This is a genomic window from Streptomyces muensis (assembly GCF_021474425.1).
GTDB classification, from domain to species: Bacteria; Actinomycetota; Actinomycetes; order Streptomycetales; family Streptomycetaceae; genus Streptomyces; species Streptomyces muensis.
Genome location: NZ_JAKEIP010000104.1, coordinates 13,834 through 27,685, shown reverse-complemented (window position 1 = coordinate 27,685; position 13,852 = coordinate 13,834). Strand labels below are relative to the sequence as shown.

The window sequence follows — 13,852 nt, the reverse complement described above, 5'->3', positions numbered from 1 at the left end:
GGGGGGGGGGGGGGGGGGGGGGGGGCGGGGGCGCCCCCCCCCCCCCCCCCGGGGTCGAAGGGGCGGAGCCCCTTCACGGGATGGGACGGGTAGGGGCGGCGGGGGCGAGAAAAACTACGGCAACACCCCCGCACCGCCCACATCCAGCAGCGGAGCCAACAGATCCCCGAAGTCCTGGAGCCGCGGCGCCAGATCCGGGGCAAGCACGGTGAGCGCGCCCGGCGACCGACAGTCCGCCACCTCCTCCCAGGTGACCGGCGCGGACACCGCAGGCTCACGCCGAGCCCGCAACGTATAAGGCGCGGCCGTCGTCTTACGCGCCGCGTTCTGACTCCAGTCGACAAAGACCTTGCCGGGCCGCAAGCTCTTGGTCATCCGATGGACAGCCAGCCGCGGCAACGCCTTCTCCGCCTCCACAGCAAGCTCCTTGGCATACTCGGTGGCCCGCTCGGAAGAAACCGGCCGGATGGCCGCGGCCAGATGCAGCCCCTTGGAACCGGAGGTCTTGGCATACGCCTCGATACCGTCCGCAGCCAGCCGCTCCCGCAACCAGAGAGCGACGTCACAACACTCCACCACGGTGGCCGGCGCCCCCGGGTCCAGGTCGAAGACCAGCCGATCCGCCTCCCCGGGCGCACCGATCACCCACTGGGGCGTATGGAACTCGGTGACGAGATTCGCGGCCCACATCAGACTCGCGAGATCCTGCACGAACACCATCCGAGCCGGCCCCTCCACCCGCGGCACCTCGGCCGTGGTGACCCACTCGGGGGTGCCCGGCGGCACGTTCTTGGTGAAGAACACCTGCCCGTCCGGCCCGTCCGGGTACCGCAGGAAGGACACGGGCCGATCCCGCAGATGCGGCAGCAGCACTCCGGCCGTGGTGGCGTAGTAGTGCAGCAGCTCGCCCTTGGTGAAGCCGGTCGCCGGATACAGCACCTTCTCCAGATTGCTGAGCGCGAGCCGTCGCCCCTCCACCTCTGTGATCGGCGTCATACCATGAGAATTCCAGAAAACCCGATGGATATCCGACTGATCCCGGCATAGCGACCGAAAGGGTGCTGCACGTGCGATCCATCTGGAACGGCGCCATCTCGTTCGGCCTGGTCAGCATCCCGATCAAGCTCGTGAACGCCACGGAGAACCGCTCGATCTCCTTCCGTCAGATCCACACGGAGGACGGCGGCCGTATTCGCTACCGCAAGGTCTGCGAACTGGAGGACCGCGAGGTCACCCAGGCGGAGATCGGCAAGGGATACGAGGACGCGGACGGCACGATCATCCCGATCACCGACGAGGACCTCTCCCACCTGCCCCTTCCGACCGCGAAGACGATCGAGATCGTGGCCTTCGTACCGGCCGACCGCATCGACCCGCTCCAGATGGACAGCGCGTACTACCTCGCCGCCGGCGGGGCCCCCGCGGCCAAGCCGTACACGTTGCTGCGCGAGGCGCTGAAGCGCAGCCAGAAGGTCGCCATCGCGAAGTACGCCCTGCGGGGCCGTGAGCGTCTGGGCATGCTGCGGGTGGTCGAGGACGCCATCGCCATGCACGGACTGCTGTGGCCGGACGAGGTCCGGGCCCCCGAGGGCGTGGCCCCGGACACCCACGTCACGGTGAACGACAAGGAGCTGGACCTCGCGGACGCCCTGATGGACACCCTCGGCGAGATCGAACTCGACGAACTGCACGACGCCTACCGCGAGGCCCTGGAGGAGGTCGTCGCCGCGAAGGCGGCCGGTGAGGCCCCGCCGGAGACACCCGAACCGGCGAAGGCCGGCAAGGTCCTCGACCTGATGGCGGCCCTGGAGAACAGCGTGCGGGCGGCGAAGGTGTCGCGCGGCGAGGAGCCGGCGGAACCGAAGGCGGCGGCGCAGGTCAGACGCCTGCCCGAGCGCAAGACGTCCCGAGCGGCACCGAAACAGGCGGCCGGCAAGAAGTCGACCGCGACGAAGAAGACAGCGGCGAAGAAGACGGCCTCCGCGAAGAAGTCGACGGCGAAGACGGCCCAGGGAGCGAAGAAGACGGCGGCGAAGAGCACGGCGAAGAAGACGACCGCGAAGAAGACCACGGCCAAGAAGGCGACGCCCCGCAAGCGCACCGCCTGACCGTCACCCGGCCACCCGTACCGTCACCTCACCTGACCCTCCGCAACGCCAACACCGCGTTGTGCCCCCCGAACCCGAACGAATTGCTGAGCACCAGATCCCCGTCCTCCGGCAACGCACACGCCACCCCCGTCACCACATCCAGATCGATCGCCTCGTCCACCTCCCCGCTCCCCACCGTCGGCGGCACCACCCCGTGATGCAGCGTCAGTACGGCGGCGACGGCCTCGACCCCGCCCGCGGCGCCCTGCAGATGCCCGAGGTGCCCCTTGAGCGCGGTGACCGGAACCCTCCGCCGCCCGAGCACCGCCCGTAGCGCGCCCGCCTCCGCGAGATCGCCCTCGACCGTCGCCGTGGCATGGGCGTTCACATGGACGACGTCCCCGACCTCGCCCCCGGCGTCCCGCAGAGCCCGCCGCAGGGCGAGCGCGACGCCGGCGCCGGACGGGTCGGGTGCGGCCATGTGGTGGGCGTCGGCGGACAGCCCCCAGCCCGCGGCCTCGCAGTAGATCCGCGCACCCCTGGCCCGTGCCTGCTCCTCCGCCTCCAGTACGAGGATCCCGGCGCCCTCGCTGTTGACGAACCCGCTCCGGTCCTTGGCGAACGGCCGCGAGGGCGAGCCCTTCGAGGGGTCCCCGTCGGCCAGGGCCCGCATCGCCGCGAAGGACGCCATGATCGCCGGCGTGACGACCGCTTCGGCGCCGCCGGCGAGAGCGATGTCGATCTGCCCGTACCGTATGCGGTCGATCGCCTGCCCTATGGCCTCCGTCCCCGACGCACAGGCGCTCGTGACCGTCCTGGCCTCGCCGGTGATGTGCAGGTCGAGCGAGACCTGTGAGGCGGCCTGCGAGGGTACGGTCATCGGGGTGGTCAGCGGCGAGACGGCCCGCGGCCCCTTCTCCCGCAACCTCCGGTCCCCGCCCACCAGCACCGACGCGTCCCCGAGGATCGCGCCCAGGCTCACCCCCACCCGCTCCGGATCGACCCCGCTCTCCCGCGTCCCGCCCTCGGTGAACCCGGCGTCCAGCCAAGCCTCCCGGGCCGCCAGCACCCCGAACCGCGCGGCCCGGTTCATCCGCCGCGCCACCGGCCGGGGCAGCAGCTCCCCGGGATCGACGGGTACGACCCCGGCCACCCGCACCGGCAGCCCGGCGAACTCCTCGCCCTCCAACTCCCTGATCCCGTGCCGCCCGTCGAGCAGCCCGCGCCACAACTCCTTGACCCCGACGCCGAGCGGAGTGACCGCCCCGAGTCCGGTGACGACGACCTTGCGGGGCCGGGATGCGGCGGTCGCGCTCATCTCTGTATGTCCCCTCATGATCGTCTCTGATCGCCTGTGATCGTTGAAAGGGGAACATGCCCAACTTCCTTGTGGCGTGCACATGCGCAGCTTCCTCGTGGTGCACATGCGCAAGGGCGACAGCCGTCACAGCCGTCGTCTCACGACAGCCGCGAGGCGACGAACCCGACCAACTCCTCTTTCCGCGGGGTGAGATAGAAGTGGCCGCCCTCGAAGACCCGGACGTCCAGCCCCTCCGTCGTGACGTCCGACCACGACCGCAGCTCCTCCACCGCGCACGAGGGATCGCGGTCGCCGCCGCAGACCGTGACGGGAACTCCCAGCCGGTGCAGACGAGTCGGGCGGTACGCCGCCAGGAGGCCGAAGTCCGCGCGCAGCGACGGCATGATCAGGGGCCGCAGTTCGGGGTGCTCGTAGGAGGCGGCACCGTCGGGATCCAGTGCGCGGACGTGCTCCAGGATCTCGCTGTCGGCCGGCGCCGGGCGGGGCGGCCGCTCCTGCGGGGTGCGTGGCCTGGCCCGGGCCGACACGATCAGACGGGTCAGGGTTCGGCCGGGGACCTCCGCCAGACGGCGGGCGACCTCGTACGCCACCGCCGACCCCATGCTGTGGCCGAAGAGAGCCAACGGCAGATCACCCGGCAGCTCGTGCAGCAGCGCCGTGGTGATCGCGTCCGCCAGCTCCTCCATCGTCGTCGCGCACGGATCGGACAACCGGTCCTGACGCCCCGGGTACTGCACCTACATGACCTCGATCCGCGGGGGCGTCAGCGCGCCCCAGTCGTGGAAGGAGCCCGCCGCGCCACCCGCGTGCGGAAAACACACCAGACGGATCCTCGCGCCGGGCGCGCTCACCCCCCGGAACCATCGGGTCCGGCCGTCCGGCTTCATCTCCACGATGCGATGCGTCATGCCCTTCAGTGTCCCCGGGCGGCGGGCCGGCGGGTCGACGCGGGCACTCCCACTCGCCCACTACGGAGTGGTCGTTCCCCGGTGATTGACCGATGGACTGGCCCGACCAACTGCCCCCTCCCTAGGATGTGTTGTCGGCGAGGTGATCGCCTCGGCCGGCCCTGTGACTGGGGGAAACGATGGAGCCTGGAAAGCAGCTGTCCACGTCGATCGATGCCACGATCCCGACAGCCGCACGCATGTACGACTACTACCTCGGCGGCAAGGACAACTACGCCTCCGACCGAGCCGCCTGCGAGGAGCTGGACAAGGTCGTCCCCAGCACCCGCGCCCTCGCCCTGAACAACCGCCGCTTCCTGCAGAGGGTCGTCCGGACGCTGGCCGAGGACTACGGCATCCGCCAGTTCCTCGACCACGGCTCAGGCCTGCCCACCCAGAACAACGTCCACCAGGTCGCCCAGTCCGTCGACCCGACCTCGCGCGTGGTGTACGTCGACAACGACCCGATGGTCCTGGTCCACGGCCGCGCCCTGCTCGACCAGAACGACAACACCGCCGTCATCCACGCCGACATGCGTGAGACCGACGCCATCTTCTCCCACGCCGACACCAAGCGCCTGATCGACTTCTCGCAGCCGGTCGCCGTGCTGTTCAACTCGGTGTTCCACTGCATCCCCGACGACGACACCGACGGCCCGCTCGCCGTGGCCCGCCGGGTCCGCGAACGGCTCGCACCCGGCAGCTGCATGGTGATGTGCCAGCTGGTCAGTGAGGACGCCGAGGTCCGCAAGTTCGTCACCGACTTCATGGACCAGGCGACCCAGGGCCACTGGGGCCGGGTGCGCGAGGAGAAGGACGTCGCGGAGTACTTCGAGGGCCTGGAGATCCTTGAGCCCGGCCTGGTGGAGGTCTCCACCTGGCGTCCCGACACCGAGGTGGCGCCCCGCCAGCTCACCCAGGAGTGGATCGAGTTCGGCGGCGTGGGCCGGCTCGCGTAGGAGACACCAGGCCCGGTTCAGGGCTTCGGGGAGTACCGCTCCATCGTCTCGCGCAGCCGCTCCAGGGAGTCGCGCGGGTCGAGGGCCTCGTCACCCAGACGGTCCAGGGCGAGTCGGTACTCCTCGGTCTCGTCGCGGTCCTCCAGGAACGCCGCGCTCTTGATGTGCTCCAGATAGACGATGTCGGGCAGATCGACACCGCCGAACCGCAGATAGGTGATCGGCATCGCGGGCGCGGAGGCGTTGGTCGCGTCCAGGGGCACGATCTGTACGGTCACATGGGGCCGCTGGGCCATCTCCACGAGATGCTCCAGCTGCTCCCGCATCACCTCACGGCTGCCCAGCACCCGCAGCAGCACCGACTCGTCGACGATCGCCCACAGCTGCGGCGCGTCCGGCCGGTGCAGCAGCTCCCGCCGGCGCATCCGCAACTCCACCCGCCGCTGCACCTCACGGCCGGGCGCCGTCGGCAGCCCGCGCTCCACGACGGCTCGGGTGTAGTCCTCGGTCTGCAACAGACCGGGAACGTACTGGAGTTCAAAGGTACGGATGGCCGTCGCGGCCTCCTGGAACCCGACCAGCCGGTCGAACCACTCCGGCATCAGCCGCTTGTCATAGCGCTGCCACCAGCCGGGCTCACCGGCGCGCCGCAGCAACTGCAGCAGGACCGTGGCCTCGTACTCCTCGGCGCCGTACTGCTCGAGCAGCGCGCGAATGTCGGCCTCGGTGGGCGGGCGACGCCCCTTGCCCGCCTCGATGCGCGACAACTTCGCCGGACTGAACCCCACGGCACGCGCCGCCTGGTCCTGGGAGAGGCCCGCGTCCTCGCGGATCCCGGCCAGCTGGACGCCGACCAGCATCTTCAGCAGGGTCGGCGCGGGTTCGGTCCGGTGCAGATACGGCTCGAGGCGGGAGATGCGAGGTGACTCGGCGGACATCCTGACTCCCCGTAGACCGGCATACGACAGACCGCATTATCGCATCCCGCCGCCTCGTGCCGCCGGAACCGCAGGAAATGGAAGGCTCACCTTCCGCTCCCGGGCAGAGGACCCGTATCACCCGAAGGGGTCATACGAAGGGGTCATACGAGGTGGTCGAACTCTCCCTCCTTGGCTCCCGCCAGGAACGCGGTGATCTCGGCCGGGGTGTACACGAGGGCCGGTCCGTCGGGGTCGCGGGAGTTGCGCATCGCGATACTGCCGTCGCCCAGGGGCGCCACCTCGACGCAGTTCCCCTCGGCATTGCTGTGCCGGCTCTTGATCCAGCGGACGCCCAACGAGCTTGCCCGCACGCCGTTCGATGCTGTTGGCACTGCACTCTCCTTGCTCACGTTCCGCCACGCGTGCGCCCCGCCGACCCTCCGGGCCCGCACCGCACCACGTGCTCTGGTCGACACCGCTCGCGCAATTTCCCGTGAAATTGCACGGAGGGGCCGTCGGCGTGGATAATAGTCCCTGGCGTCAACGGCAGTGCGGACGCCCCGTCCTGACCGTGTATCAGGGAGACGTTGTGTCCTTACCTGCGTACGAAGGGCTTCGACTGCCCGGCGGTGCCGCGTCCCCCGCGGGGTTGGCGGTGGCGCCGGAAGCACGCACCGGCACCCCGGCCCGGTCCGGCCTCGCCAGGCCCGAACCTCCGCGCATCTCGCCCCGCTCCGCCGCGCTGCGCCTCGTCGGCGCCGAACAGGGCTGCGGCCAGGCCCGCGACTTCGTCCGTCGCACCCTCGCCGACTGGTCGCTGGACCACTGCGGCGCAGACGCCCTCACGGTGGTCGCCGAGCTGCTCGCCAACGCCGTACTGCACGCCGCCCCGCACCGCCCGGCCCACCCGACGGCCGGCGACGCCGAGATCTGGCTGCGGCTCAGCCTCCGCCGCCCGGCCCACCTCGTCTGCGCGGTCACCGACCCGAGCGACGACCCGCCGGTGTACCCGCACACCAGCGACCCCTTCGACGAGCACGGCCGGGGGCTGCGCATCATCGACGCCCTCTCCGAGCACTGGGGCTGGACCAGACGCCAGCCCGCGGGCAAGACGGTCTGGGCGATGCTCCCGACGGAATTCGAGAAAGCGTCCGAATAACCTGCCGCAGGCCCCCATATTTGGGATGACCCGGGCACCGGTGTAACACGGTCGCGTTCACGCGGCGCAGAACCAGGCAGAAACAGGTCACCCCAAAGAGCCGTAATTGGCTCGACTCCCCAGGGTGACCGGTCCGCCCAGCAACGCGTCAGATCGGATTTCTCGTGAACACCGACCCGGTTTCCGGATACCAGTCGTACGGCCAACCCGCGGCCGCCCCCGACCGCTCACCGCGCAACCAGGCCACGGCACGCAGAGCGGCCCTCACCATCTGCACCATCGCCGATGTCTCGGCCGGTCTGCTCGGCCTGTGGATCGTCCTGTACCTGCTCGACGCGAACCAGGGGAACGCCTTCGTGGAGTTCGTCCACGGCTCGGCGGACTGGCTCGGCGGATGGGCACAGGACATTTTCACCATGGACACCGAAGGCGTACGCGTCCTCCTCAATTACGGCCTCCCGGCCGCCCTTTATCTGCTCCTCGGGCACGGAATTGCCGCCCGACTCAACAGGGCCTGACGGCATTACCAGCGGAAGGACCGGCGTCGTGACACGCACGCCCACCGAAAACAATCACCTGCCGATTTATGAAGACCTCGTGCGTGAACGCGGAGACGCCGTGGCGGAAGCGCAAATGGCAGCCGCCCACACCCAGCACCAGGCAGCCGAACTCCTGAACGAGGGACCGACCGCTCCCTACCCGGCACCCCACGGCCGACCTCACCACGGCTGACCGACCGGCCTGGCTCCCGCCGACGGAGCGACAACACGAAGAAGCGGGAGTCAGTGAGACTGACTCCCGCTTCCCGGATCGGCATCCGCCCTGATCAGACCTGCTTCAGGTCTCTGACCGGCGAGTGCCCCCGGCAGGATTCGAACCTGCGCACACGGCTCCGGAGGGGCATACCCCTGTAGCTGCCCGGGGCGTTGCTGACCTGCGAAAACGTTCACCGGCAGCTTCGCGAGACCGACTCTCTATCGCGTACCGTGCACGAACCCGGTCTCCACGGGGCATGCTGTGCTCGCACGGGCTCACAGAGCACGCTGTGTGTCAGTGCTCTGTGGTTTCGTCGAAGGGGGTCGGCTGGTAGCCCGTCTTCGCAGGCTGACACAGGGATGAGAGTCGGGACGTTGGAGCGCGGCAGTGTGTGGCATCGGTACGCGGAGGGGGAGGGCGCCTAGTGACCTCACCTGACTACGACTTCAAGGACCTCTCCCCCTACGACTTTGAAGTGTTAATCCGGGACCTGCTCTCCGTGCATGAAGGTTTGCCGTTTTCTACATACAGAATAGGACCCGACGGGGGGATCGATCTCAAAGCCCGTAAGGATGGCCTACTTCACATTGCCCAGTGCAAGCATACGCCGGATGCCTCGCGGGCGAAGTTGAAGAGTTTGGCAGCAGAAGAGCGGGAAAAGCTGTCGCGATCCGAAAGTTCCATTGAGCGCTATATATTCGTGACATCGGCGGACATCACTCCAGGTACAGAGGAGGAGCTGCGGGCCGATTTTGCAGGATGTGCTGCTTCTGTTGAGGTCCATGGCAGAGGATGGCTCAATGCGCTTCTTGCCTTGCACCCCAAGATGGAGCGGCGGCACTTCAAGCTGTGGCTCAAGTCCTCGGTAGCGATTAAGGAAATGGTTGCAGGAGGTGTATTCTTTCGGGGGCAGTCGAGAGCACGACGTATTGAGCAGAATTATTTTCGCTTCGTTCATCACGAGGCCTGCGAGCGGGCCGATAAGGCGTTGGAATCCACGGGCGTGGTGCTCCTGATCGGTTCGCCCGGCGCTGGTAAGACCGCTGTTGCAGAGTACCTAATCTTGCAGTGGTGGAGGCGAGGGTATCGAGTTATCGTCGATCCTCGAACTGTGGACAACTGGTGGGAATGGCTCGAAGATGATATCCCTACCGTATTCTTCTTCGATGACGCGTGGGGGCAAACCCGACTGCACGACCACGCTACCAGTCATCACGACAAAGACTTTGCCGAGTTCCTGACGTCGATTCAGGAGAAGAATGCCTCAGTGAATGGATCTGCCAGCAGAGGCAAGGTTGCTGTGGTAACCAGCCGATCGCAGGTGCTGCACGACACGCGACGTTTCAGTGACGCCACGAGAATGCTGCTTGAGCATATGCCGGATTCGGTAGTCGCGGTGGAGCGGCTCACATCTGAGGTGAAGTCGCGGATTCTCTTCAATCACGTGAATCTTGCCGTGGTGGACGAGTGCGCTAGGCGAGAGCTGGCGAATGGTGACTGGTGGAGATCGGTATCCGCTCATCAAAACTACTCTCCCCGCATAATTGAACTTGTTACAGCTAGGCGTCATTTCGCGTCGGGGCATCAGCTGGTCAAGGAACTTCACGACGCGCTCGACGATCCGCAGCAGGTTTGGCAAACGTCGTTCAACACGTTCTCGTCCCTTGAGCAGCTGCTGCTGTGCACCCTTGCTGTTTCGGACTCGCAGGGCGTGAAGCGTGAGAGACTGACTGCGCGTCTCCATGACTATTCGCCAACCGAATTCTGGAATGCGATTGGTCGGCTAGTTGGCACGTGGATTGAGCGCTCATTTGTGAGTGGATACGATGTTTTTACTCTTGCCGACCCGAGTCAGCGAGATTTTCTGATGGGTCTTATTGCGCGTGAACCACTCGTCTGTCTTGACTTGATCAAACACGCTGATTCCTTCGACGATCTAAAGATCATGTGTGATCGAGGGCGGGCGCCGGAGCTTGAGTACCAACCCTCGCTGTTTTCCCTAGAAAATGATTCTCTGCGGGCGTCTATGGACGAGTGTGCCCAGTCGCTTTTGATTGCTATGCGTAGGATGTGGGATCGGCGGCTTGAGGGTGTCAATGTCGTCCCACGGGGCGTACTCACTCTCCCTACGGGCGTCTTTGTCGACCTATTTTCTACCTTTACCGAGATGGTCGTTTACCATGCCGACCGATATGCTGGAAAGGAGGTCGGTGATCTTGCTCTTGACGGTTGGTTTGAGTTGAACATGAGCAGACTTATGGGTCTGTTGAGGGATACAGATCCTGGCTCTTTCCACGAGTCTATGGATGCAGTCCAGCAGATTTATCACACGTTTCGCAATGTGACACGGTTTAGGGAATTTACGGCTCCGTGGTCTTACCATATTGAAGCGCTGCGGGGTGCAATTCGAGAGGTTTGGGGTACCTGGGACGCCGAGGATCTGCGGGTGTTCGGTCCAGGCGAGTACTGGACTGGTCTCGTTGATGTTCTAATAGAGTCCACGTACCTATTCGAGAATCTTGGGTTTCATGAGGCGGCTGCTTCCGTTTTTCACTTGGAGGCGCTTGATGAGGAACTCGGTTCTCGTATTGAGGACGATCCAGGGGGATCTAATTGGGTGCAAACTCTCGATGACCTTGAGGTGCTCCTCGACCAAGCCTTGCCGGAGTCGCGAAGAGTTCTCCGGAGTCATCGTCTGCTTTACGAGGACGACCCTGATCCGATCGAAGACGAAGTGGCTTCACCCAGAGGAATTGAAACCAACGAGCAAGTAGAGCGTGACGTGTCGACAGGGGCGATCGAAGCGCTTTTTCGTTCTTTGGGTAATCCATTGGCAGATGGCGAGGGAGCACAGTCGAACGGCGGGTGAAGTAATTCGAGCTTCAGTGGGGAACCCTGATCACGGGATGCTGCGTGATGGAGGCTCGGAAACATCTGACGCCCCTAGCATGGGAAGCTGGAGCCGTACATTCAGCGCAGGAAGACGTTGGTGAGGCCGAGGAAGGGGAAGCCACGTGCCGCAGGCCAGTCCGCGAGGTACGTACTTGCAGGTTTCTGAGTCGCTGCGTCAGCAGATTGAGTCGGGTGACATTGAAGAGACCTTGCCGTCTGAGGCCGCTCTGATGAGCTCCCACGGCGTATCCCGCAACACCGTTCGCCGTGCCCTCAAAGTGCTCGAGGCCGATGGCGTTGTTGCGTCGGCTCCCGGCATCGGATGGCGCGTTGCCCGGGGCGGTGACCGACGCTCCCTCGCTGAGAAGATGACAGACCTGATCGCCGAGGATTCGCTGTCGGCAGGCGACCCGTACCCGTCCGAAGCGAAGCTCTGTGAGCGGTTCAGCGCATCCCGTACCGCCGTGCGTCGTGTCCTTGCTCAGATGGAGGGAAACGGCCTGCTCGCCACCGTTCATGGCAAGGGGCGGACCGTGCGCGCTCTCCCAGCCTCAACTGTTGGGCCGTAGCCTTGGCCGCCATGGGACTGACTGAGTGGGCGTACTCGCTCTCCGAATCGCTGCTGTCCGATCCGCTCCCGCGTCGGTGGGCGCACTCATTGGGGGTCGCCAAGCGCGCTCGCTCCCTGGGCCCGATCATGGGCGACGATGCCGAGTTGCTGGAAGCTGCCGCGGTGCTGCATGACATCGGGTACTCGCCGACGATCGCGACCACCGGCTTTCACCCGCTGGACGGCGCGCGGTTCCTCCGAGACCAGGAAAAGGCAGACGAGCGGGTCGTTCGTCTCGTGGCTCACCATTCCTGTGCCCTGCTGGAAGCGGAGGAGCGCGGACTCAGGCAGGAGCTTGAGGGGGAGTTCGAGCTAGAGCGTCCGGACCTGGTCGACGCCCTGCTGTTCTGCGACATGACGACGACGCCCGACGGGACGCAGACCACGCCGGCCGAGCGGCTGGACGAGATCGTGCAGCGGTACGGTCCGGACACGATCGTCGGGCGGTTCATTCAGCGCGCGGCCCCCGAGATCCATGCAGCGTCGAAGCGAGTTGAGGGCCGGTTGGCGCAGGTCTCTGCCGACGGTCAGCCGATGTAGGGCTCTCGCCGCGAGTCGTCGAGACCGTGGCGGATGCGCAGCATCATCGACGGGTGGATCTCCAGTCCGTCAAGGTCCGCTGGGTTGACCCAGCGGACCTCTTTTGACTCGCTGCTCGTACGCAGGGAACCGCCGGTGGGATGGGCTCGGAAGCAGATGGAGAACTGTTGCCGGACCTCTCCGTCGTCGTACGCCAGCACATGTTCAGGGTCGGTGTAGAGACCGACAATGCTGTCTACCTCAACGTCGATGCCGGTCTCTTCCGAAACCTCACGGACGACGGTGTCAGCGATGCGTTCACCGATATCGTGGCCGCCACCGGGCAGCGCCCACAGGTTGTTGTCGGTCTTGTGGATGAGCAGCAACCGCCCCGAGTCGTCCCGGACAACGGCCGTGACCGAGGGCACTACCGAGTTGGCCTTGGGGGCGTTCGGGTCGCGGAAGTAGTCGATCCGGCTCATCAGTGCGCGCCTTCCCATTCGGTGGGTGAGGAGATCGGGCGGGCTGATTCCCAGACCCGTTCCACGCTCTCAGCGTAGGCGTCGAAGAGTTCACCGCCGGGTACGCGTCGCAGGTGCAGCACAGGGGCCATGTAGGCGCCGACGCCGTAGATGTGGCCGTTGGCCAGCATCTCGTCATCGGCTCGGTAGATCGAGTTGTACAGGGTCGTGTTGTGCAGCCGGAACTCAACGCCAGGAAGGCCGAAGAGCGGACCGTAGTTGACCAGGGCGTTCCGGATCTTCGCTGCCATGGCCGCGCCGATCCCCTCGTCTTCCCCGCGTACGGCCACCGCCGGCGACGTGGGCTCTCCCAGCAGGAAGCGGATCGACACGCCCTCGGCTGACTTCTCCTTCACGATGCGGTGGAACGTCGCATCTTCGGTCAGCCAGAAGCCGGAGTACACCAACACATCGAACTGGCGCCGGGCCTTGGAGTAGAGGTCTGTCCAGAGGGTCTGCATCACCACGGAGCGGTGCGGATAGAGCCTGACCAACTCCGCGTTACCGGAGGCGGTGACCTCTGCTGACGTGCGTTCGTCGGGCCACAGGTACGACACCTCGCACTTCAACAGCGAGGCCGTCGCGTACTGGAAGCGGCGATATGGCTTGCGCTCAGGCTCGTTGATCCATCGTTCGACCGTCTTGGGCGCGACCCCGAGCCGTTGGGCGACCTCATCGAGCGTCAGGCCCAAGTCCACTATCGCGCCGCGCAGTCGCTCGTTCGCCACGTCCAACCTCCGACGTCTTGGGACGACTTGGTACGACTTCACGGTAGCCAAGGACGACCTGGCTCGTACATCCGCGAAGTCGATCGTCGTCCGCGGCGACGCCAGTCTGTAGGTACATCGAGCGCGAGGGGCTCGCAGCACTCAAACAGCCGAAGGGCTTGACGAGGCGAATCCCTCTCTGCAAGATGAGGAACACGTAATACATGTTCCTCTCGCTCCGGTCGCTTCAGCGAACCGAGCGAGCGCACGACAAGGGGCCCGGGACAGAGCGGGCCGAGGGACCCGGACCCCTGGTCAACCGGAGGGCTTAGACCGAAAGGTCACGTCTCCATACGCCTGAAACGGGAGCCCGTGTTCCCGAAGGAGACCATGCACAGCCTCACCTCGCCGCCGCACTTCGATACGGCGGCCGGTTGCCTCCTCCGCTCGT

The 13,852-nt window shown here is 66.0% G+C and carries 14 protein-coding genes and 1 pseudogene; 7 read left to right on the top strand and 8 right to left on the bottom strand.

The features are described from left to right. Positions 1-114: 114 nt before the first annotated feature. Positions 115-996 carry a non-homologous end-joining DNA ligase gene (ligD, locus tag L0P92_RS23635; protein WP_234764835.1) on the bottom strand — a complete coding sequence of 294 codons (882 nt, stop codon included), beginning with the start codon at positions 994-996 and terminating at the stop codon, positions 115-117. Positions 997-1,067: 71 nt separating this feature from the next. Here ligD and ku point away from each other — a divergent pair, with 71 nt between their 5' ends. Beyond that, entirely contained in the window at positions 1,068-2,108 is a 1,041-nt protein-coding gene (gene ku / locus L0P92_RS23630; protein ID WP_443733366.1) for a non-homologous end joining protein Ku, read from the top strand. 28 nt (positions 2,109-2,136) lie between these two features. On the opposite strand, the pseudogene L0P92_RS23625 reads toward ku, so the two are convergent. The 3 genes and pseudogenes from L0P92_RS23625 to L0P92_RS23615 all read right to left on the bottom strand — a co-directional run. After that, a pseudogene (locus L0P92_RS23625) lies at positions 2,137-3,390 on the bottom strand (beta-ketoacyl-[acyl-carrier-protein] synthase family protein); the annotation flags it as partial. Positions 3,391-3,548: 158 nt separating this feature from the next. Then, on the bottom strand, positions 3,549-4,148 hold the full coding sequence (locus tag L0P92_RS23620; RefSeq protein WP_234764833.1) for a thioesterase II family protein: 600 nt from the start codon (positions 4,146-4,148) through the stop codon (positions 3,549-3,551). Further along, positions 4,149-4,319, bottom strand: a complete 171-nt coding sequence (locus L0P92_RS23615) for a hypothetical protein (RefSeq protein ID WP_234764832.1) — start codon at positions 4,317-4,319, stop codon at positions 4,149-4,151. 179 nt (positions 4,320-4,498) lie between these two features. Here L0P92_RS23615 and L0P92_RS23610 point away from each other — a divergent pair, with 179 nt between their 5' ends. After that, a complete protein-coding gene (locus tag L0P92_RS23610; protein ID WP_234764831.1) occupies positions 4,499-5,317 on the top strand; it encodes an SAM-dependent methyltransferase in 819 nt (272 codons plus the stop codon). 17 nt (positions 5,318-5,334) lie between these two features. Here the strand turns inward: L0P92_RS23610 and L0P92_RS23605 are convergent, their stop codons facing one another. Both L0P92_RS23605 and L0P92_RS23600 read right to left on the bottom strand, forming a co-directional pair. Then, positions 5,335-6,255: a helix-turn-helix domain-containing protein gene (locus L0P92_RS23605; protein ID WP_234764830.1), complete on the bottom strand. Its 921-nt coding sequence runs from the start codon at positions 6,253-6,255 to the stop codon at positions 5,335-5,337. A gap of 143 nt (positions 6,256-6,398) precedes the next feature. Further along, positions 6,399-6,629 carry a DUF397 domain-containing protein gene (locus L0P92_RS23600; protein ID WP_079055878.1) on the bottom strand — a complete coding sequence of 77 codons (231 nt, stop codon included), beginning with the start codon at positions 6,627-6,629 and terminating at the stop codon, positions 6,399-6,401. 197 nt (positions 6,630-6,826) lie between these two features. On the opposite strand from L0P92_RS23600, the gene L0P92_RS23595 reads away from it, so the two are divergent. The 5 genes from L0P92_RS23595 to L0P92_RS23575 all read left to right on the top strand — a co-directional run bounded on the left by L0P92_RS23595 (position 6,827) and on the right by L0P92_RS23575 (position 12,194). Further along, positions 6,827-7,396: an ATP-binding protein gene (locus L0P92_RS23595; RefSeq protein ID WP_234764829.1), complete on the top strand. Its 570-nt coding sequence runs from the start codon at positions 6,827-6,829 to the stop codon at positions 7,394-7,396. 164 nt (positions 7,397-7,560) lie between these two features. After that, positions 7,561-7,914, top strand: a complete 354-nt coding sequence (locus L0P92_RS23590) for a hypothetical protein (RefSeq protein WP_234764828.1) — start codon at positions 7,561-7,563, stop codon at positions 7,912-7,914. A 662-nt stretch (positions 7,915-8,576) separates the two neighbouring features. Further along, positions 8,577-11,021, top strand: a complete 2,445-nt coding sequence (locus L0P92_RS23585; RefSeq protein WP_234764827.1) for an nSTAND3 domain-containing NTPase — start codon at positions 8,577-8,579, stop codon at positions 11,019-11,021. 145 nt (positions 11,022-11,166) lie between these two features. After that, a complete protein-coding gene (locus L0P92_RS23580) occupies positions 11,167-11,613 on the top strand; it encodes a winged helix-turn-helix domain-containing protein (protein ID WP_234764826.1) in 447 nt (148 codons plus the stop codon). Positions 11,614-11,624: 11 nt separating this feature from the next. Further along, a complete protein-coding gene (locus L0P92_RS23575) occupies positions 11,625-12,194 on the top strand; it encodes an HD domain-containing protein (protein ID WP_234764825.1) in 570 nt (189 codons plus the stop codon). On the opposite strand, the gene L0P92_RS23570 is transcribed toward L0P92_RS23575, so the two are convergent. Then, positions 12,182-12,655, bottom strand: coding sequence for an NUDIX domain-containing protein (locus tag L0P92_RS23570; protein ID WP_234764824.1), 474 nt, complete (start codon positions 12,653-12,655; stop codon positions 12,182-12,184). The genes L0P92_RS23575 and L0P92_RS23570 overlap by 13 nt on opposite strands. Beyond that, the gene (locus L0P92_RS23565; protein WP_234764823.1) at positions 12,655-13,422 is read right to left on the bottom strand and encodes a helix-turn-helix domain-containing protein; all 768 of its coding nucleotides are present in this window, start codon (positions 13,420-13,422) and stop codon (positions 12,655-12,657) included. Before L0P92_RS23565 ends, L0P92_RS23570 begins: the two co-directional genes overlap by 1 nt. Between the last annotated feature and the right edge of the window lie 430 nt (positions 13,423-13,852).